Here is a 22,670-nt window from a genome sequence, read left to right on the forward strand (position 1 = left end):
GTTATTGATTTTTATATCCTGGTCCACGTACCACCCTGCCCGGGGTAGCGCCCGTATGTTCTCCATCTTTCAAAACCTGTTCTCCATTAACAAAAACATGTACCATGCCTTCTGCAAATTGTTGAGGTTCGTCAAAAGTAGCTTTGTCAATAATGGTATTGGCATCAAAAATGGCTAAGTCCGCATAATTGCCAACTGCCAAAGAACCTCGTTTTTTTATCTTTAAATTGGAGGCTGGCAATCCACTTAGCTTATACACCGCCTCTTCTAATGGAATCACTTTTTCGACCCGAATATATTTACCCAAAAGGCGCGCTACGTTGCCAAAAGCTCGTGGGTGATTACTTGTTTCAAGAAAAACTCCTTCGGGAGCGGAGGAATCAGCATCGGAGCCAAAACTCATATAAGGAAGCGCAATTTGCTTTTTTATATTTTCTTCAGACATTAAAAAATAGACTGTACCTACTCGGCTACCATCCTGTACTACCAAGTCCATAGCAGTTTCCACAGGAGAAGTTTTACGCATTGCAGCAATTTCAGCCAATGACTTTCCAGTTAAATATTTTAAGCTGTCGTTCTTAAAGCCTATTAAAAGCATGTCTTCGTAGGATTCGACTCCCATCATCAAGTTTTCCCATTCATCTGTAGGAGTTGTCATCTCTTTTGCAACCTTCTTTCTGATTGCAGGGTCTTGCAAACGCTCAGCCCATTTTGCATACCCACCTTCTTGCACCCAAGGCGGCATGGAGGCATCCAATCCTGTTGCGCCTGCCGTGTAGGTATACATATCTGTTGTGATGTGTAGTCCGGCCGCTCTAGCCGAATCAATTTTGGAGACAACAGCATCTAATTTGTTCCAATTATCCTTGCCAGCCATTTTTAGATGGTATACTTCCGCTCGAATTTTAGCCTCATCGGCAATTTGAATCAATTCGTTAAGACTTTCCAAAAGTTGATTACCCTCACTGCGCATATGCGAAATGTACATGCCATCATATTCTGAGGCCACTCTACACAATGCTATCAATTCTTGGGTATCGGCATAAAAACCAGGAGCGTATATGAGAGAAGAACCAATGCCCATGGCACCTTCTTCCATGGCGGTTTTGACCATGTCTTTCATGACCTCCATTTCCTCCTCAGTCGCAGCGCGGTCTTCAAAACCTACCGTGTTGATGCGTAGCGTAGTAGCCCCTACAAAAGAGGCAATATTAGGAGAGACGCCCTTATCCTCAAGAAATTGTAAATAACCATCAAGCGTCTCCCAAGTAATGTCATAATCGATGTTACCGTCTCCAATCCCTTGTACCGCTTTTTTAGATTCTTCGGTCAATGGCCCCATTGACCAGCCTTCTCCAAATACTTCTAAAGTAACTCCTTGCCGAATATCGCTTTGTGATTTGCCATCTGCAATTAATGATTCATTGGCCCAACTGAGCATGTTTATAAAACCTGGGGCAACGGTTAACCCGGTACCATCTATTTCTTGTAGGCCTTTGGCATTATCCAAATTTCCAATAGCGGCAATGGTGTCTCCATTTATAGCAATATCACCTATATAAGAGGGTTGGCCAGAGCCATCTACAAGTTGTCCGTTTTTGATAAGAACATCATAGGTTTCTGATTGGGTACAAGAGCTACCAAAAAGTATGATAAATGTAAATAGAAGAGAGTGAAATAGTTTCATAACGTGTTTGGTTAGTGGTTTCTTAAAAGTATATAATGAATTAATATTCAGAATATTACAGCTAAAATAGAACTGTATAAAAAACGATTAAATAAAAATCATTTTTTCTTAAACTATATAGGGTGGGGGGGCTTGTTAATAGATTTTCTTTTTCCTTGTTCTTGGCAGTTTTTTGTTTTCAGGTTCTAATAGCTTGGTAATAAATTAAAATTTAAAGACTCAAAAAAAAGTTATTCTAGTACGTTATAAACCGTTAGTGGTTTAGCTTTGTTTTTCATGGTAATACTACCTAGATTCTCACATTTAAAGGCTTCTTTTACTTGTTCATAGCAGCCTTCACAGATAATTATTTGGTTTTCTTTCGCGGCATCTTGTAATCTCGCTGCAGTATTTACGGTATCGCCAATTACAGTATAATCTAACCGTTTAAGAGTTGCTGAGCCTATGTTACCCGAAATCATTTCACCGCTTTTTATACCTATGGATACCTTGGGTTTAAAATTTTCTTTGCCTTCAACATTAGGAAAACTATTAACTTGATTTCTAATAGCTAGTGCAGCATCAATGGCGCGGTCTAAATGGTATTCTCCTCTAAAAACCGCCATTACCGCATCACCAATGAATTTATCGATAATACCATCTTGTTCCATAATCTCCTTTACCATAGCATCAAAATAGGTATTGAGCATGGTCACCACCACATCAGGACTCGTAGTTTCACTAATTTTCGTAAAACCACAAACATCTACGAACATTACGGTGCCTTCTATACTTTCATTGGCCATAATTTTAGATTCATATTCTTGGCCGCCCATAAAATTGAGTACGTTCTCATCTACGTACATTCTTAGAATATTATTCTCTTTAATTGCCTGCAAGGTTTTGCGAATTTCGCTAGCATGCTTTAAGGTTTTCTCCATGGTCAAGGTGAGATCCTCAAAATTGATGGGTTTGGTAATGAAGTCAAAAGCACCACGGTTCATGGCAACACGAATATTTTCCATATCGCCATAGGCCGATACGATTACCGATTTAATCAACGGACTAGATTCATGAAGCTCTGAAAGTAGGGTGAGACCATCCATCTCGGGCATGTTGATATCGCTCAAAACAATATCTATACCTGGATTCTCAACTATTTTTTCTAGGGCATCACGACCATTTATAGCAAAAACAAATTCATATTCATTCTGCCGAATTTGCTTTCTAAATTTTTGTTTGATGAGTATTTCTAAATCCGTCTCATCATCTACTACCATTATTTTTGCCATAGTCTTATGTTAAGGTTATCAGCTTATTTTTTAACAGTGAAAAATCTAAAGGCTTGGTTAGAAAATCATCAGCACCAAGATTTTTTGCCATAGTTCTATTTTCATCATCACCATAGGCAGTAATCATCATGACCTTAGGTGGTGGCTTCACATAATTCTTTTTAATGTTTTCTAATAATTCTAGTCCGCTCATGCCCGGCATATTAATATCCGATAAAATCAACACGGCTTCATGTTCCATAGTTTTCATGACTTTCAGTGCGTCTTCTCCAGAGAAGGCAAAAACAAATTCTAGTTCTTCTTTGCGTATTTCTTTCCTAAAGCGCTGTTCAAACAACACTTTTACATCTTGTTCATCATCTACAACTAATATCTTCATAATCTGTTTATTTTGTATTTAAATAGTATATTGAGGGAACATTATGTCATTTAATTCATTGGTAATGAGATGGTGAAGGTGGTGCCTTCTCCTTGTTTGGTTTCAACGGTTAATTCACCACCATGCACTTGTACGATATCATAACTTAATGAAAGTCCTAGACCGGTACCTTCTCCAGATGGTTTAGTAGTGAAGAAAGGTTGAAATATTTTATCCAATACCTCTTTAGGTACTCCATTACCGTTATCAGAAACTTTAATTAAAGCCATATTTCCCTGTTTCTTGGTACTCACAGAGACGGTGGGTTCATAACCTTTTGGGTTTTGTTCCTTTTTCTTTTTAACCACGTAAAAAGCATTGGTAATCAGATTTAAAATTACCCTACCCATATCTTGGGGAACGATATTTATTTTGTCTATGCTATCGTCAAAATCAGTGTTCAACGTAGCATTAAAACTTTTGTCTTTAGCACGCAAACCATGGTAAGCAAGGCGAAGGTACTCGTCTGAAAGAGTATTGATATCGGTCATTTCTTTTTGACCAGTACTACTACGGCTATGTTGTAGCATCCCTTTTACAATACCATCAGCACGTTTGCCATGAAAGATAATTTTATCTTCATTAGCAGATACATCTTTTGCTAAAGCTTTTACTTCGTCGTAATTCCCCTTAGCTATTTCTTCCTCTAATTCTTCTAAAAGTTCTTTATTTACTTCAGAGAAGTTGTTTACAAAGTTAAGTGGGTTCTGAATTTCATGGGCAATACCTGCGGTAAGTTCACCCAAACTTGCCATTTTTTCTGACTGTATAAGTTTTGATTGGGTAGATTTTAACTCATCAATTTTAGTTTTTAGCTGTACGGTTCTGTGAGAAACACGCTCTTCTAGAATTCTATTCTCTTTTTTTAACCAACGAGAACGATAGTTAATTATAGACCAAATACCTAAAGTCCCAACCAATAAAAAGAGTAGGGTAGCCCACCATGTATTCCACCAAGGCGGAAGAATGGTAAAAGTCATAGTAGTAGGTTTTCCCCAAATTTGATTAAAACCTTTAGAGGCTACTTTAAAAGTATATTCTCCCGGGGGAAGGTCTCTATAGTTTTCACTGGTTGTTTCCTTTGAAATAGTACTCCAATTATTATCTATCCCTTCAAGGATATAACGGTAAACTACTGCCTCAGTATTTGAAAAATAGTTGGTATTGTAATTAAAGCTAAGGTAATTCTCGGTGTAGGGTAAAGTGAGACCGATAGGTGTGTTATAAGGGCCTTCTGTGTTATCCCATTTTATATTCTTTTCATTTTGATAACTACTACCATTAACGAATGAATCATGAGATATAAATGTGTCGTCATTGGCTAACAATAAGGTGTCTATGGCACTTCTTTTTTTCTGAATTGTTTCAATATTATAAAACTCACGACGTTTGTCCATGATATTCAGACTCGTTATATAGGTTGGGAGTGCAGTAGTATCAACTTTTAATTCGTTGATTACGGTAAGCATAGCGCCTTCCACGCCCGCCCAAAATCTATTGTTCTTGTCAAAAGTGAAGCTGTTTTCAGAAAAATCAACTAAAGTAAGACCTTGCTCCCTACCAACGGTTTTTACCTTCCAACTAGGTTCTTGCGAATCAGCGGTTATTATCGGCTCTATAATGGTGAGTCCCTTTGAAGTACCTGTATAGATTAAGCCTTTATAGTCTGCTATTGCATATACATCATTAGCTGCAATACCTTCAGCAGTTTTAAACGTGGTAAGCTTATAGTTTTCTACATCAATTTTCACTACTCCATCTTCACTTGCAGCCCAAATATTATGCTCTGCATCCTCATTCAATGAAAATATTTCATTAGACACGAGACCTTGTTGAGTATTCAAGAAAACCCGCTCTAAAGTGGTAGCGTCAATTTTTTGTATTCCGGAACCCAAGCTACCTATCCAAATTGTGTTCGAAGAATCCTTTATTAGAATATTGTTTCGCGCAATTTCTTCCGCCTTTTCAGGTAAGTAATATTTAAAAATTGTTTTTTCTAAGTTAACCATCAATATTTCTCCATCTCCACCACCCATCCATATATTACCATTGTCATCTTCTACAATAGAAACAACAGTGTTGATTTCTAATCCCTCTAAGGTTGTAAGATGTTGAATAGTTCCTTTTTTTATATCGATAATACTTATACCAAGTATACTATAATTAGACCAAACTCTACCCTTTGAGTCTTCAAAAAGCCGAGAATTTGAATTGCTCAACAAACCCTGTTCGGTACCGAGATGCTTTATAGTTCTAGTCTCTGGGTCATAAATATCAATTCCTTCGTATGTGCCAATCCAAATTTTACCATCGCTGGTTTCCAAAGTAGTCCACACGCTATTACTGCTAAGACCATTATTTTTAGTAAAGTTCCCGGGCCTACCTGTATTTTGGTCTATTTTATATAATCCTCCTTGTATTATAGAAACCCAAATATCACCTTGAATATCTTCAATAATATTAAAAATTACTTGAGATGATGCGTTGGTAACATTATACTTTTCTAGTTGCCCAGTCTCTTCATTTAGCGAATAAATAATTCCATTGGCTGTACCTAACCAAAAGGTGCCAGAAGAATCCTTAAAAATATTAATGTATTGATTTTTATCGTCTAAGCCCTGTTGTTTGGAATAGGATGAAATTGTATTTTTTGACGGGTTCAGAATATTATAGCCAGCATTACTGGTTATCCAAATTCTACCTGACTCTTCTTGAAAAAATCGCCCTATAAAATTTTCATTTAATCCATTATCCTCATTTAATACCATATTTCTTCCCTTTTCAAGGTCTAAAATATGTGCCCCTTTTCCTGTTGAAAGCCAAATAAGTCCGTCTTTATCTTGAAAGGGACTTATGGTAAAACCATCAACTAGACCTTGGGGTTCATTGAATTGTTGTAGGGTCTTATTTTCAAAATCAATAATGTTGTAGCCCACTCCGTGATTTGATAACCAAAATTTACCATCATTAGCCTCTATAATGCCGTACACATTCCCAAAATTATTAGTGACATCAATTTCATAAACCAACTTGGCTTCAAAATCGATTATGGAAATTGAATTTGAATCGTTTCCAACCCAAAATCTACCCTTAGAATCTTGAAAAATAGTATATACAAGACCAGTATGTAAGCCCTGTTCAGCACCATACATTTTAAGATTTTCGCTATCGTATTTAACGATACCATTGAAAGAACCTATCCAAAGTGCACCTGTTTTGTCGCTCATAATTGCCCTAGGCTGGCTTGGCAACCCTAAACTTGAATTTACTGCGAAGACCCCGCGTGTAGCCTCTGGTAGTGTTGAGAGAGATCCTGCTTTTTGTATTTCAGGTTCACCTAAAACGGTGACTTTTATTTTCAAATCTATTTTTAATAGGCTGTCTAAACTAAAGGGTGCAGAAGGTAAGCTGTCTAAGGAGAATGGCTCAGAATTATATTTTTCTGTTAAAGGAAAGGGTAGGCCTATATCAATTGGTTTTTCTGGTAATTTATCCCAATTAAATCTTTTTATTGGTAAAGGCTTTATATCTTTTGGGTCCTTACTTTTCCATATTAAGGTATCGGGTTCTGAAAACTCAAAAGTTTTGGTGACAGGTTGTTTATACTCGTTTTCTAATGATGGGAATGGTGGTACATCTCTATTTTCCTTACAAGATGTAATGAACAGTAAAGATATAAGTATATAGAAACTACTATATTTAATGATAGTTGATTTTTTCATAATCAGTTAGTTAATGGTAAGTTAATACAAAATGTGGTGCCTTCACCATCCTTAGTTTCGACCTTTAATTCTCCTCCATGCCCTTTCGTCACAATATCGTAGCTCATGCTCAGTCCTAGCCCGGTCCCTTGCCCTGTGGGTTTGGTGGTAAAGAAAGGTTGGAATATTTTATCCAATACCTTTTTGGGAATTCCGTTGCCATTATCGGTAACCTTGATTTCCACATGACCTCCCATCTTTTTAGTGGTTACAGAAACAGAAGGTTTAAAATCTTTTTCTTGTTGTTTTTTCTCATTCACCGCATAAAAGGCATTGGTAATCAGATTCAAAATCACGCGCCCCATATCTTGGGGTATTACGTTTACCTTGCCAATAGTCTTATCAAAATCAGTAATCAATTCAGCATTAAATGATTTATCCTTGGCACGCAGACCGTGGTAGGCCAGGCGCAGGTATTCGTCTGCCAAGGCATTGATGTCCGTAGGTTCTTTGGTGCCGCTACTACTTCTTGAGTGTTGCAACATACCCTTTACAATATTGTCTGCACGTTTACCGTGGTGGTTTATTTTTTCAAGGTTTTGTTTGATATCCAATGAAATAGCCTTGGCTTCCTCAAGATCTCCTTTATCCAACTCTTCGTTCATTTCATCAACCAGTTCGTTACTGACTTCACTGAAATTATTCACAAAGTTGAGCGGATTTTGAATTTCGTGTGCTATGCCAGCAGTAAGTTCTCCAAGCGATGCCATTTTTTCAGATTGGATGAGTTGGGATTGTGTTGCTTTTAAATTTTTGAGGGATGTCTTTAATGCCAAAGTTTGTTCATCAACTTTTCTCTGCAGACGCTCGTTATCACGTTTCCATTCATCTTGATGCCACGTATCGCCATCAGTTTCTACGCCAACTGAGCCATGCCAATGTATAATGCGCCATTGATTTTCCTCGTAAAATAATACGGTCGAAATTCTAAGCGCTAGTTCTGTTTTTATGGCATTAGATTTAAAACGGACATCAAATTCTGAAACAATCACTGCAGTATCTGTATGATGTGAATACTGTTTTTTTATAATTTTAGATTGATAGCTATAATCCTCCAAAGACTGTCTTTGTTCCTGACCAATTTGACATAAAGCTTTAAGATCTTTAATGCCAAAAACTTTTTCGTCAGTTGTAGTACCATATCCCATAATATCTGTTGATGTTATGCTATCAAGTTGATCTGTAGGGCAGTCTTCCATGAAACTGTCTATCCAGAGTTTGTAGGTGTCTAATAAGTCCTTTTCTTTATTTTTTTCCATATCAGTTGGGTACAATTGGTAAAATAATACTTAATATAGTGCCTTGCCCTTCCTTTGTCTCAACCTTTAAGTTTCCACCATGAGCTTTTACAATATCATAGCTCACACTTAATCCCAAACCGGTTCCTTGTCCTGTGGGTTTGGTAGTAAAAAAGGGTTGGAATACCTTATCCAATATCTTTTGTGGTATACCATCACCATTATCCGAAACATTAACCCTGATATGGTTATCTACCTTTATGGTACTGACAGAGACTATGGGTTTAAAATTTTCGTTGTGCTGTTTCTTCTCATTTACGGCATAAAAAGCATTGGTAATTAAATTGAGAATAACCCGCCCCATGTCTTGCGGCATAATATTTACTTTTCCAATACGCTTATCAAAATCGGTTTCTAATGTTGCATTGAATGACTTGTCTTTGGCGCGTAAACCGTGATAAGCCAAGCGCAAATACTCGTCTGCCAGAGCATTGATATCGGTAGGTTCTTTGGTGCCGCTACTGCTTCTTGAATGCTGTAACATTCCCTTTACAATGGCATCCGCTCGTTTACCATGGTGGTTTATTTTTTCAAGATTTTGAATCACATCGTTCATTATCGCCTTTACTTCTTCAAAGTCACCGTTCTCTATTTCTTCCTGCATTTCCTCTAAAAGCTCTTTACTGACCTCTGAGAAATTATTAACAAAGTTCAAAGGGTTCTGAATCTCGTGGGCAATGCCGGCAGTGAGTTCGCCTAAGGAAGCCATTTTTTCGGATTGGATCAATTGCGTTTGGGTCTGTTGTAACTCTGAAAGCGCTTCTTCCGCTAGTTGTTTCTGGGCTTGTAGCTTGATGAGGTTTTGTTGGGCAAGAATGGTCTGTTCTTCCGCTTTTTGGAGATCCAGAAAACGAATATAGGCCTGCTCAAATACCTTCCCAAAACGGACGATAACTGCATTGTCCTCAATGGAGAAGGCTTCCTGCGAGTATCTGATCAACTGAATGCCCGAATTTTTCATGAAGGTCAAGGTGGTCGTAAACCCGGTACAGGTCTTCATAAACGCCACAATTTCCGGATTAAAGGAATTTCCGGTTCCCATTAGGGCCTTAAAATAGTCCTTCATCACCTTACCGGTATAGGTTTTGGCGAAAAATTCCGGCCGTTCCTTTATGGCTTTATTAAATTCTCGCTGTACTTGAGTCTCATTATTATACGGTATGCGCAAGGGTTTTTTAGAATTGGCGCCGCCTACCCAAATATCATATTCAGAGTCGTTGTCAATAACCCCACTCATGGCTAAAGCGTCAATTTGTAGGCCTACAGCGCGTACTTGTTCTAGTATTTCGTTCGCAACGTTCTGCATTTCACTACTCTTGCTCATTTCCAAGGAACGACTCCGTACTTTTTCCAAGGCCGCTTCAATCTGGGCTTCTCTCGCTTGTGCTTCTGCTTTTTCAAGATCTAGAAAGCGTGTGTAGGATTGCTCAAAGACTTGTCCAAATCGAGCAATAATTTTATTCTCATAATCCGAATAGGGTAGTGATTGGTTGTTGGCAATCGCCAGCATAATATTGGGATGAATTGAAACAGATCTTGCCAAGCCTTTAGACATTTGATAGTCACTAATTTCTTTGGTCCAGGCGTTTTTACCGGAATTTTTGAGTAAGTGTTGGAACCATTCTTGATGTTCTTTTAATGAACTTATATCCGTAAAAAAGGATAGTTTCTTTTTTTGAGCGTTTCTAAGTTTTCTAATCATTGGTATATCTTTATACGGCAGACTAAAACGAACAGGCTCAGGTAATCCGTATGGGGCCACCCAGAAACTGTAATCATCTTCAAGATTGTTGTTTAAAAAACTAACAGTACTAAATCTAAACCCTAAGGCTTGTAATTGTTCTGACACAACAAGTATTACTTCTAAAAGTTCGGTACTTTTCTGCATTCCCATCGAACGACTTCTTACTTTTTCTAAAGCAGCTTCTATCTGCGCTTCTCTTGCCTGGGCTTCTGCTTTTTTAAGATCTAGAAAGCGTGTATAGGTTTGTTCGAATACTTTGGCAAAGCGTTTAAAAATATCATGTGCTTCAGGAACAGGTTTGTACGTAATAAAAAGGATGTAGCCATGCTTAAAGAAAGCAACATGATCTATTTGGTACGTGGGCAAGGTGATGCCAGATTCCTCCATGGCTTTAAGTGAATCACCGGCCAGAGGAATTGTTTTCAAATAATCATAATGCGCTTGGCATTTGGCTCCTACAAATTCTTCCACATGAAATTTTTCTCCCCGTTGTCCCTTTTCATAAAAATCTAAAAAGAAATCCTCTCGTGGCGTTTTATAGAAGGGCAACCTTCCATTTTTACTACTGAACCATTCATAATCCCCTTCTACATTATCTGCATAGACATGAAATGCACATCCCCAGGTTTGAATCCCAAGACTTTTTACCTGTTCATCCAATAGATTAGAGGCCTCTGCCAATTCAGAGCTGTTGCGCATGGCCATAGTTCGGCTTCTTACTTTTTCTAAGGCTGCTTCTATTTGCGCTTCACGAGTTTGTGCTTCTGCTTTTTTAAGATCTAGAAAGCGCGTATAGGTTTGTTGGAATACTTTTCCAAAGCGCATAAGTATGTTGTTCTCACCTTCTGTATAGGGTGTACCCTCAAAATTCTCTATGTAAAGGCCTACATTATCTAACAATACCGTTGAAATAGCAAGACCCGGACAATTCATATAAAATTCTATGATCTTCTCTGATACATTTTCGATATGTGTAAACAGTTCTCTGTAAAATTTATTTTTTTCTTCAAAAGTCAGAAGATTGGCAAAGAAACCCTTGCCCATTTCTTTGGCTTGAATAAAACTATTCCAATGGGCTGTATCAAAATAGGGTATGGTTACCTCCGTGGGAACCTCATTTTTATCGGCTAGCCAGATATGCATACTGTCATTTTCTTTGTAATCAACAATAAAACCGGTATGTTCTATATTGATATTTAAAATGACGAATTGGTCATACACTGTTTGGATTACGTATTTAAGCTCCTCGCTTTTATGCATGGCCATAGATTGTGCACGTACTCTTTCTAGAGCCGCTTCAATCTTTGCCTCCCTTGCCTGTTCCTCGGCCTTTTTTAAATCCAAGAAACGGGTATAGGTCTGATCGAAAACTTTTGCAAATCTTTTCAGGATTTCTACATCGGGATAGGGTTCTATGGTAATAATCAGTAAATATCCCTTTGAAAAATAAGCGGCGTTCCATTGCTGTCTTTCCGGTAATTGAAGGCCCTCGTCCATGATTTTTTGAAAAAATGGACTCACCTCAGCAATGGATAGCATGTAATTATAATGCTGCTTTAGTGCCTTACCCGATTTTTCAATGGATAAAAAATCAACTTTTTTCCGCCAGCCCTGGTACATCTCTTTATGTGCGGGATCAGCAGTATTGGGAATGACAACAGGGGGGAAGACACCATTCTTGTTCGCGAACCAAAATTCATCCTTATCCGAATTCTCAGCGCACAAACCAAAACCGGTACCCCAAAGTTCACCACCTAGATTTCTCAACTGTTCAAAGAGTACAAAGGCTGTATCTGCCAGTTCTTCTGATGATTGCATGGCCATGGTACGGGCACGAACCCGCTCCAGCGCCAGTTGAATTTCTGATTCCCTAGCCAGGGCCTCCGCTTTTTGTAGGTCTAAAAAACGGGTGTAGGTTTGTTCGAAGACCTTGGCGAAGCGAATGAAAATATCATGTGCTTCAGGACAGTGTTCATAAGTGATAAACATAAGATTGCCATGCGAGAAATTGGCAAGATGGTTAATCTGGAAAGTTGGTATTGGGTAGCCAGCCTGAGCCCGTTTTTCGAAGATTTCTTTAATCCCGGGAAGGGTTTGGAAATATCGATAGTGTGTTTCCAATGCGTTTCCTTCAAGCACATCTATAAAAAGCTTATCGCCCCTGTCCCTTGATTCCTTAAAGTGAATGAAGGCAGCTTCTTCCGTGAGCGGTATTTTGTAACCTTTCAGAATACCCCCATCGGGGCTGCCCATGTAAGAAGTAAAAACAGTATCCTCTTTTTCCCAAATATTAAACCCACAGCTCCATGGAGGCACCCCCAACATTTGTATTTGCTGAAACAACAGAGCAGATGTATCGTTCAATTCAGTACTGTGCTGCATGGCCATTGTTCTGGCTCGAACTCGTTCCAGAGCCAATTCAATTTGGGATTCCCTTGCCTGTACTTCTGCTTTTTGAAGGTCTAGGAAACGAATATAGGCCTGTGAAAATACTTGAGCAAAGCGCTTAAAAATGGCATTCTCTTCATCGGTAAATGGCATGGCCCTATAATTACCGACGTAGAGGTCGATATGTTGCATTAAAAAACTAGATCGGGCAAAACCTGGACTATTCAAAATAAAATCCTTTACATGCTCTGGGAAATTTTTTAGCGCTGAATGTTGGATCATATGTGCACTCCATGCTCTATTTTCTTCCTTTGTAAAAACATCGGCGATAAAATCATTTTCCTTTTTTTGAGCCTCTATGACAGAATTGAGCACCCTATTGTCAAAAAATGGTACTTGGATTAAAACAGGTTTGGGTTGCCCACTAGCAGTGAGCCAAAATTTAAAATCACTTTTTTGGTAGTTCTTCCCAAAACTAACAGTGTCGAATTTTAAGTCCAATAGGCGTAATTGCTCCGAGACCACCTCTATTACGGCTAACAATTCTTCACTATTATGCATGGCTAGAGACCGACTACGAACCCGTTCTAAAGCTCCTTCGATTTGTGCTTCCTTTGCCTGTGCTTCTGCTTTTTGCAAATCAAGGAAGCGGGTGTAGGTTTGTTGAAAGGCGTTTGTAAAGCGTAACATCATTTTGATATTGCTTTCCGATAACCGTTCAGCACCTACAATCAATAAATACCCCTGCTTAAAATTAAATGTTTGCAGCGCCAATCTTTTTGGTGTGTGCGCAATTAATTCTTTGGCCGTTAAATTAAAATTAATGGTCCGTTCGGCAATAAACGTTTGATGGTTGATAGTTCCCTTTTCATTCAATTGGATGATATGAAAGGGGTCTTGTTTTTTCCAACTTTTTGTAATAGAACGCATCACCTTCGTTTCCTTATGGGGGACACCCATAGGTTTGGCAAATGCGGTACCGTCCAATTGGTTTGATAAATAATTCCACCCAATATTCTCATCCTTATCCATAAGCACATAGCCACTGGTGAGACTGGATATGCCCAATTTGAAAAGCTCATGATACAAAAGTGACCCAGCCTCTAAAAGTTCGTCGCTTTTATGCATGGCCATACTTCGAGAACGCACTCTTTCCAAGGCAACTTCAATTTGAGCTTCCCGTGCCTGCACTTCTGCCTGTTGCAAATCAAGGAAACGAGTGTAGGTTTGTTCGAAGACTTTGGCGAATCGTTTGAAAACATCATAAGCCTCAGGATAAGGCTCATAAGTAATGAACATCAGGTAACCTTGTGAGAAAAAGGCACAGTGCGAAATTTGAAATTTTGGCATTTCAAATCCAGAAACCAAAATATCTCCCAATGCTTTTTTAGATGCGGGAAGATTAAACATATAGGTGTAGGTTTCCTCAAGCTCTTGTCCGCCTGACTCCATCACAAACAGCTCTTCGCCACGCTGCCTGGCTTCGGAGATTTTTATGAAGAATGGATTTTCTGTGAGTGGTGTTGTAAATGGAGTAAGGAGACCACCATCAACTGCGCTCATCCATTGGGTTACAGCTTTTTCATCCTTCTCAAAAATATTAAATCCACAGGCCCAAGGACGCATACCCAAAGCTTGCATTTGTTTAAACATCTCGATGGATGTCTCGGCTAATTCAGAACTGTTCTGCATGGCCATGGTTCTACTTCTTATCCGTTCCAACGCTGCTTCAATTTGAGCTTCCTTTGCCTGTGCTTCTGCTTTTTGGAGATCAAGGAATCGGGTATAGGTTTGTTCGAAGACCTTGGCGAAGCGCTTGAAAATATCATGCGCATCGGGAACGGGTTCTAGAGTAATGAACATGAGGTAACCCTTTGAAAAATAGGCGCAATGAATAATTTGATACGTAGGAAAAGAAACCCCCGCATCACTTAAATTTTTTATTTCTGGGATAGTTTTTAAATACTTATAATGGTCTTCAAGCTCCTTTCCTTTCTGTTCTAGTATAAATAATGATTCTCCTCTTTTTTCTGCTTCGAAAAAAAGGAGATACACATCTTCAGCAGAATTTGTTTTAAAAGGCGGTTGAAGTCCATATGTACTGGCCATCCACGCAGTAGCGGCTTTTTTATCGTCATCCCAGATGTTAAAGCCACAAGCAAATGAATTTATGCCTAGCTCTTCTATTTGTTGAAATAGAAGCATAGCAGTATCCCTTAACTCATCACTGCGTTGCATGCCCATTGTACGACTTCTCACTTTTTCTAGAGCAAGTGCAATCTCTACTTCACGTCTTTGTTTTTCTGCTTTCTGTAAGTCTAAAAATCGACGATGCGCCAAGTCAAACGCACCCGCAAATTTTACCAAGATTTCGAGGTCTTCTTTCGGTGGATTTTCAACAACACCCGGCAAACTATATCCTATTTCTCCGTGAGTTGTACGTGCCATGATAAAAGTTAGACCGCCAATATGCCGAATATCATCATGAGTGGGGGCTTGAGGGTCTACTTGTTTAAAATCACCAAGGGTAATCATCTTATCCACATAGTCTATTGCAGATTCTGCATCCATTGTATAGATGACCATGGGGTCGGTACTTTTTTCCCAATTGGCCAACAAGGGAATTTTCCCATGAATATGCCTCGGTAGTTCCATCACCATACCAATGCGGGTACCATCGCCCGACGTCATGGCTTTCTTATATTTATCTGGTAACCACATCATATGCCAGAAGTAGTGTGCCTCGTGACCTAATTTGAGAAATTCAGTTCGTAAGGTCACCACTACATCTAGCAGGTCTTCAGAACTAGTCATCGCCAAAGCCTTTGCACGGATACGTTCTAAGGATCCCTCAATTTCAAGTTCTTTATTTTTTTCTTCTAATTCTACGGTTCGTCTTTGAATAGCTTCCCGTAATTCTAAATTCTCTTTGGTGATTTGATTAAAGCCTATGGTTTCTCCGTCTTGAGCTTTACTATCTGGCGTAGAATAATGCTGATATACAAAATGCCAACCGTCCTCATTCTGCTCTAGTATATTACTGAAACGAAATCGACCGTAAAAACTCCAATCGTTTCCATTTAAAAACCAGGCATCGAATAAGTGGGTTATAAATACCAGTTCCCCAAATTGTTCTATGATTTTGGTTTCATTACGTAGTTGGGTCTTTCCGGCTAATTGTTCGGCAGTAGCTTTAAAGAAATTTGTGGTGTCTTTTCTTGTTAGAAACTCTTCATTATTGGTAGAGCCAATAAAATGAAAGGAGTTGTCAAAATAGGAGTCATAGGTTTTAACATCGCCATTTAAGTAACTATGCAGCCACTTATGATAAACATCTAATACTGCGGCCTCAATCTTTTTGGTTGGTTTCATTGTTTGGTCGGTACTACTGTTGATTTTTAATAACGCCCACTAAAAAACATTAATAGTTATCTAGGACATTTCTAAAAATTTAAAAAACTAAAAAATCAAAACGAATTATAATTAATTGTTTTAATAACCAGACATAATTTGACTTTCTAAATAAAAAAGGGGGACTTTATAGTTGTTTAAATTAAGAAAATTAGTTTTAAGTTTTAATTTAAGGATAGGAGATTTTAATATGCAGTTAGGGTTATTTGATTTATTGACGAAAAATACTCTACAGATTATATATTGAATTGAATGCTATAGCTTTGAAGGTGCACATAACTCTTCTTTAAAATTAATTAGCCTGTGTAAATTCCGATAAATTTTTAGTACAAGATATTGTCAAGCACTTTGTTCAAATACTGTTCTGCGGCTGTGAATTTATTATCTAAACGGAAGAGTTCATAGAATTCCTTCTTTAGATCTGACAATTCCATCTGACTAAATTCGAGCACACCGATTGAAGCTTCTACTTTTTCAAATCTAGTATCCTCATCATCCTTTTTAAATTCTTTATAGAGTGATGCAAACGTGGCGCTATCTGTTTTTTGCTTTATCAAATCAATCTCTTCTGGGGTCTGTTCTGCATCTGCCTGTGCACATAATAATAACAGATATACTTTTAGTTCATGCTTTGACCAATTTTTACTTGAGTTGCTCATTGTTTTAGTTTTTTATTTTGTTTGTTGTTTGCTCTCGAGAGCGCTAATATTTCATAATTATTTACTAAATATATCTACTAATATATAGATTTAAATAAAGAAAAGCAGAACCAATTATATCAACCATAATGTTTGATAGTTTCATCTACTTTAGATTTTGAGAGGACGAAAAATACTATTATTAGAAAGCCAAAATCATCAATCATCATATAGATTAAATTCTTATTAAGTCAGCATACTCAGATCCCGTTTTAAAGATTTTTGGTATACTCTATTTTAATTTATATACGTTATTCTATGCCGTTTAATGCCGTATTATTTTAATCCTAATGCAATAATTTTTGCAGGTCCTATTGATCCGCCCACAGCAAATGCAATATATTGTTTACCTTCTACCATATAGGTCATTGGCGCAGCCGTAACATTCAAGGGAAGTTCAATTTCGTGAATCAACGCTCCACTGTCCTTATCAAACACTTGCATTTTTGGTTCAAAATTTATAATTTCTTGAGTTTGTACTTCGCTTAGTTTTGCTCCCCCAACCAAGGCAGGCACATACTCCCAATACTTGCCTTCTTGCCCAATAAATAGCAAGGTCTTCGTAAGTAAAGGAGATCCACGTAAATTCCATCCTAATCTAGGCAAATTCAAATCCTTTAACAAAGGATGATTTCTAGGACCTTCTCCCATGGCGGACTGCCATTTATGATCCCCGGTATTCAAGTCTATAGCCGTAATTCTACCATAAGGCGGCTTAAACAATGGAAGACCCTGTGGACCTGAGACCCAGAATCCTTGCCATTCATAATTGGCATCTGTTTTTGTAGAGTCTGATTTTATTACTTTAAAAAACCCGGGAAATGTCATCGAAGGAATATAGAGCACCCCACTTTCCGGGTCTACAGCTGCTCCATGCCAGTTTGCTCCGCCTAGTGCTCCTGGTAGATACACTAAGCCGTTTTCGGTAGGAGGGGTAAACAATTCACCCTTATCTATTTCATTTAAACTTGCCCAAGCTTCATCAAACAATTCAGGAGTAAAATCGATAATATCATCTTTGGTGACACCTTGTCTGTCAAAAGCAGCTGGTTTTGTGGGAAATGGTTGTGTGGGAGAGGTTCGTTCACCTGGCGCAGTAGATTGTGGTACAGGTTTTTCTTCAATAGGCCATATGGGTTCACCTGTTTCACGATTAAATACATATGTAAATCCTTGCTTACTCACTTGCGCAACAGCTTTCACAGATTTACCATCTCTATTAATGTTTAAAAGATTAGGAGCTGCTGGTAAATCGTAATCCCATACGCCATGATGAACCATTTGAAAATGCCAGATTCGTTCTCCTGTTCGGGTATTCAAACACACTAAGCTTTCTGCAAACAAGTTGTCTCCTAATCTATTGCCGCCATACCAATCGTTAGTTGGTGTACTTATTGGTAAATAAACATATCCCAACTCCTCATCTGCACTCATTCTTGTCCAAACATTGGTGTTACCGGTAATTTTCCAAGATTCATTTTCCCAAGTATCATTCCCATATTCACCGGCTTGTGGTATGGTATGAAATACCCACAATTGCTCTCCTGTCTTTACATCAAATCCTCTTACATCTCCAGGAGGCCTCATACTCTGTGGGCTTGCATCTGTAATCGAAGCTCCAATTACAATTACGTTATTGGCAATAATTGGAGGAGTGGAAATTCCATAATGAGAAGCATCGAACTGACGGCTTAGACCCTGGGAAAGATCTACTATTCCACTTTTACCAAATGATTGTACCAAACTCCCATCCTTGGCATTTAATGCTATTAACCGAGCATCGGGGGTTCCAACTATAATTCGCCCTTCTTTCCCGTCATCCCAATAGGAAACCCCTCTGTGAATATATGCTCCATGTGCGGGAGCATTCGACTTATAGGTTTCTGGATCATAGGTCCAAATAGTTTGGCCAGTTGATCCATTTATTGCTGATACTATTGCCGTTGAGGAACTTACATACAATATTCCATTGATTGCAATAGGGGTGGCCTGGTAAATAGAAACAGGAAATTTAAATTGTTCTTTAAGATCATTATCTGGGGATTCCCAGGTCCATTTCATTTGGAGATCTTTTACATTTTTCTGATTGATTTGGTCTAAGGGAGAGTATTTGGAACTAAATTTATCTGAAGCATAAGAAGTCCAATTTGCGCCTAAATCTGATGATTGATCCGAACATCTAATTAAAAATAGGGATATCAGAAGTAACGCGAATGTTGCATAGTTAATTTTCATGTGTATAAATTTTAGGTTATGGCATAGAACATTGAATTCTAATCAAAGAAGACCCGAAATGTACATTCGGGTCCTGAAAGTGTTGGTCAGTTTGATAAATAGCTAATTCATACAAATACTGAAATCAACTTGATATTTTTTGTAATTCATTTATATGCAATTACGGCACTTGTTGGACCTGTAAGCTTGATAATAGAGACTTTTTGAAAACCGACTTCTTTGGCCAATATGCTAAAATCAGCAGCTGAAAAATCGTATCCTTCAGATGTTTCGATAAGCATATTTAAAGACATCAGCAAACCAAAAGCATTTTCACTTCGATTATCATCAATTATATTTTCAATGATAACTAATGCCCCACCTTTGGGCAATACGTCATATGCCTTTTTGATCAGTATTTTTTTATCCTCTGTTCCCCAATCATGAAGAATGTTGCCCATAGTAATAACATCTGCCTTCGGAAAATCATCAATAAAAAAATCTCCTGACAGCACTTTTACTTTCGTTTCAAGTCCCATGTTTTTAATGTTTTCTTTAGCAATTGGTTCAACGGGAGGCAAATCAAAAGAGCTACATTGCATATGTGGGTTATTAAGGGTAACATGTGCCGCAAGAAAACCTCCGGATCCACCAACATCACACAAGGTTTTGTAGTTTGAAAAATCAAATTGTTTGGCAAATGCCATAAAATTCCCCATTTGTATACCTCCCATAGCACCGACAAATTCTTTTAGTTTTTTGGGATCCGCATATACTTCTTCAAAAACTGGCTTGCCTCCATTTTTAGTTTCATTTTGGGGTAATCCTGTTTTTAAACCTTCTTCTAAATCGTTCCAAAAAGGATACAAACGGTTATTGCACATTTCTAACATACCCCCTATGTAACTTTGTTTGTTCTTATCTAGAAACAAATCGGTATCCTCTGCATTTCTATAACTTGCTTTTTCTTTTAACCCAGTTCTTCTTAAAAAACTTAACGCCACTAATGCATCTAAAAAATCATAAAGACTTCGCGGTTGAAGACCAAGTCTTGATTGAATTTCAGCACCAGTAAGCTCCCTCTTCGCAAGGATGGTGAAAAGTTCCATATTTACGGCTGTGAGCAAGGTCTTAGTAGCCATAAACCCCGTACCTACCTGCATAATTTTTGAGGGATCAACTTGTGTTTTAGTTATTGCTTCCATGGTATATAATTTTTAGTTATTTAATGCAGTTACCTTTTAAAATTAGGTAATCGGTATTGAAAAATTCATTTATAAGCTATTTCTATTATCGGTCTTTTTTAATCCGCTTTATATACTTCCAATTCTATTTCAATCATCAACTCTGGTAAGGCCAATTCTTTAACTCCAAGCCAAGACCCTGTTGGAAATTGTTTCGTGTAAATTTCATTTCTATAAACGGCTGCATCCAAAAATTTTGGCATATTGGTAGTGAAAATATTTTCTACAATTACATCGTCAAATGTGCAACCAAAATGCTTTAATATTTTATCCAAATCTGCGTAACAGTTTATCATTTGTTGTTCAAAATTGCCTACAGCTGTAGGATTGCCTTCATCGTCCATACTTACAGCACCAGAGATTTTTATATCGTTTCCTATTCTAACGGCATGTGAATAGCCATAGGCTTTTTCTATCGCTGGACGAAGCAAGAAATATTCTGGAACTTCTGATTTTACTTCTATTATTTCTACCACCTTTTCGGTTACTTTTTCTTTTGGTGATTGGTTACAGCCAGCCGCGCTAATCGATACTAGAATTGCAATAGTTCCAAATTTTATAAATGATGTTTTCTTCATTTAATTTGTTTTAAGTTGTTTTCATCTTTCCCCAATTTCTTGGCACGCGTTAAAACAAAATTTTAGGCTTTTGTAAATGATTCCACAGTTTCCTTTCCTACTTCCCAAGCAGTGGTAATTTTGAATTTTGCGGCATCGTTCTGCTTAAGATCAAATTGTAGTGTAACATAGGTTCCCTCCGTCATACCGGGGTATTCAAATCTGTTTTCCCCAACGTAGTCAAAACTCTCCCCGAAAACTTCATTCTGTAGCCATAGTAGGCCATCTTTTTCAAAAAGTTCACGAATCTTACCGGTTTCATCGTTTTTATATTTCCCAGTAATTTGGGAAAGGGAGCCATACGAAACCTTTAAACGTTCGTTCATGTTGCAATCAAAAGAAACTTTGAGCATACCATCTTCTTTAGTTACGTCGAGGATTCTGTTTTTAGCTTCTGCAGATGCTGAAGACGCGTCTTTTTTAAGATATGGGTCACCGGTAAAATAGATTTGGGTTACCAAACTTTGATAACCTGGAGCGGAGACCATCATGTGAAAATGTGCTGGTCTAATTAATCCGCCTCCCGCATCATAGGGTACGGGCATTTGGGTTTGAAAATTATATTTGCCATTTTCATCGCAAAGTGTTGTGCCTCTATATCTATATTCATCGGTATCATTGTCATAGACTTCATCTGCTGAACAATGCCAAAGCTCTATTTTTGCATTTTTATAGGGTGTTGTACAGTCTTTATGACGCACAATGCCGGATAGTTGGACTAGCTTCCCTGGCACTCCTTTGACGACCAAATTATTTCGCATAGGGCTGTCTGGCCTATAAAACGGTCCGAGAATATCCGTTGTCGTCTCGCAGTCGCCTACATACGATTCGCCATTGAATTTGATAAAACCTGTGGTGGAAATCGCAACGGCGCTTAGTCCTGCCAATTTTGTAAATGTTCTTCTTTTCATGATGTTAGTTTTTAAAATTGATTTATAAATGGTCCCTTCATCAAGTTAATGGTAATGCCGCAAACCATTCGGCGAACGCCTGCCATGGTGGTATTCGAATCTGAAATACGAGTATGGAGTGTACAAAAACATACAGAGCAAGGGCAAACGGGAACACCCACCTACCTGTTTTTTGCTTTCGCTCTGCGACAATCAAAGCAAATAGCAATCCATAAAGAATGACTAATGTGATAATATATCCGCTTAGAGCAAAACCTTCATTCGGAAAAAATGTGTAGAGGATTAAACGAACCAATGCCGGTTCTATTAATACGATTCCTGCGACTATCATTCCCCGTGCATGAATGGTCATGGTATGTCTATATTTTATGGCAATTCCATATCCGAATGAAAAAATCAAAAGGTCTTTTGCAGGAACCCATAGTTCTAGACCCAAGTTTTCTTGAGGGCCTCGTAGTGTGCTATGGGCCAGTAGGATAATCGAAATAAAAAGAAGCGGAACAAGGATGTACGATAGTTTTCCAATTTTTTTATGAAGTTCAAATTTCTTTTGAAAAATCAGAATAGGTTGGGCTATCAGCATAAAAATCCAAAGTACTGCAAAGAAAACATGGAAATGAAAATAGAACGTAAAATCGGCGGTACCATCAAAAAACTTGGCAAAATAGGAAGGCCAAAATCCGGCCATGGCAAGTAGAAAAAGACCTATAAAATAATAACCACTCTTTTCAAAAGCTACTGCTCGTTTTCTTGTTTTCATGGTTTGGATGGCGTCTTTGAAATTAATTGAATGTCAGAATTTTATGATTAGAATTTTATTCGGTGTTATTCGGTCGAAACAGGCTGCCCAAGACCATTTTGGTTTGTTTTAAGTGGTTGTTGATTATTTATTTGCCGCATCTGCCAATTGCTTGGTGTCTACATACTGCTGAAATGCCACTACTTTCCCATTTTTTAATCTAATAAATCAATTACGCTGGACTTTCATCTTTCTTGAATGCTTTAAAA

12 protein-coding genes are annotated in these 22,670 nt (G+C 38.0%); all 12 read right to left on the reverse strand.

Annotated features, from left to right (window positions below; translation table 11 throughout):
• Nucleotide 1: 1 nt before the first annotated feature.
• Nucleotides 2–1,687: an N-acyl-D-amino-acid deacylase family protein gene (locus B5X55_RS12410; RefSeq protein WP_079512950.1), complete on the reverse strand. Its 1,686-nt coding sequence runs from the start codon at nucleotides 1,685–1,687 to the stop codon at nucleotides 2–4.
• 230 nt (nucleotides 1,688–1,917) lie between these two features.
• Nucleotides 1,918–2,958: an adenylate/guanylate cyclase domain-containing protein gene (locus B5X55_RS12415; protein WP_079512951.1), complete on the reverse strand. Its 1,041-nt coding sequence runs from the start codon at nucleotides 2,956–2,958 to the stop codon at nucleotides 1,918–1,920.
• Nucleotides 2,959–2,962: 4 nt separating this feature from the next.
• Nucleotides 2,963–3,337: a response regulator gene (locus B5X55_RS12420; protein WP_079512952.1), complete on the reverse strand. Its 375-nt coding sequence runs from the start codon at nucleotides 3,335–3,337 to the stop codon at nucleotides 2,963–2,965.
• 50 nt (nucleotides 3,338–3,387) lie between these two features.
• Nucleotides 3,388–7,098 carry a two-component regulator propeller domain-containing protein gene (locus B5X55_RS12425; protein WP_079512953.1) on the reverse strand — a complete coding sequence of 1,237 codons (3,711 nt, stop codon included), beginning with the start codon at nucleotides 7,096–7,098 and terminating at the stop codon, nucleotides 3,388–3,390.
• 2 nt (nucleotides 7,099–7,100) lie between these two features.
• Entirely contained in the window at nucleotides 7,101–8,411 is a 1,311-nt protein-coding gene (locus B5X55_RS12430; RefSeq protein ID WP_143814490.1) for an ATP-binding protein, read from the reverse strand.
• Nucleotides 8,398–15,939 (reverse strand): ATP-binding protein, encoded by a 7,542-nt coding sequence (locus tag B5X55_RS12435; RefSeq protein ID WP_079512954.1) that lies wholly within the window; start codon nucleotides 15,937–15,939, stop codon nucleotides 8,398–8,400. Before B5X55_RS12435 ends, B5X55_RS12430 begins: the two co-directional genes overlap by 14 nt.
• 362 nt (nucleotides 15,940–16,301) lie before the next feature.
• Nucleotides 16,302–16,637, reverse strand: coding sequence for a hypothetical protein (locus B5X55_RS12440; protein ID WP_079512955.1), 336 nt, complete (start codon nucleotides 16,635–16,637; stop codon nucleotides 16,302–16,304).
• Between the two features lie 315 nt (nucleotides 16,638–16,952).
• The gene (locus tag B5X55_RS12445; protein ID WP_079512956.1) at nucleotides 16,953–18,911 is read right to left on the reverse strand and encodes a pyrroloquinoline quinone-dependent dehydrogenase; all 1,959 of its coding nucleotides are present in this window, start codon (nucleotides 18,909–18,911) and stop codon (nucleotides 16,953–16,955) included.
• Between the two features lie 146 nt (nucleotides 18,912–19,057).
• The gene (locus B5X55_RS12450) at nucleotides 19,058–20,095 is read right to left on the reverse strand and encodes a methyltransferase (RefSeq protein WP_079512957.1); all 1,038 of its coding nucleotides are present in this window, start codon (nucleotides 20,093–20,095) and stop codon (nucleotides 19,058–19,060) included.
• A 98-nt stretch (nucleotides 20,096–20,193) separates the two neighbouring features.
• Nucleotides 20,194–20,712 carry a RidA family protein gene (locus B5X55_RS12455; protein WP_079512958.1) on the reverse strand — a complete coding sequence of 173 codons (519 nt, stop codon included), beginning with the start codon at nucleotides 20,710–20,712 and terminating at the stop codon, nucleotides 20,194–20,196.
• Nucleotides 20,713–20,774: 62 nt separating this feature from the next.
• Nucleotides 20,775–21,662, reverse strand: coding sequence for a dioxygenase family protein (locus tag B5X55_RS12460; protein ID WP_079512959.1), 888 nt, complete (start codon nucleotides 21,660–21,662; stop codon nucleotides 20,775–20,777).
• Nucleotides 21,663–21,702: 40 nt separating this feature from the next.
• The gene (locus tag B5X55_RS12465) at nucleotides 21,703–22,422 is read right to left on the reverse strand and encodes a hypothetical protein (protein WP_079512960.1); all 720 of its coding nucleotides are present in this window, start codon (nucleotides 22,420–22,422) and stop codon (nucleotides 21,703–21,705) included.
• Nucleotides 22,423–22,670 lie beyond the last annotated feature (248 nt).

It is taken from the genome of Maribacter arcticus (assembly GCF_900167935.1).
GTDB classification, from domain to species: domain Bacteria; phylum Bacteroidota; class Bacteroidia; order Flavobacteriales; family Flavobacteriaceae; genus Maribacter; species Maribacter arcticus.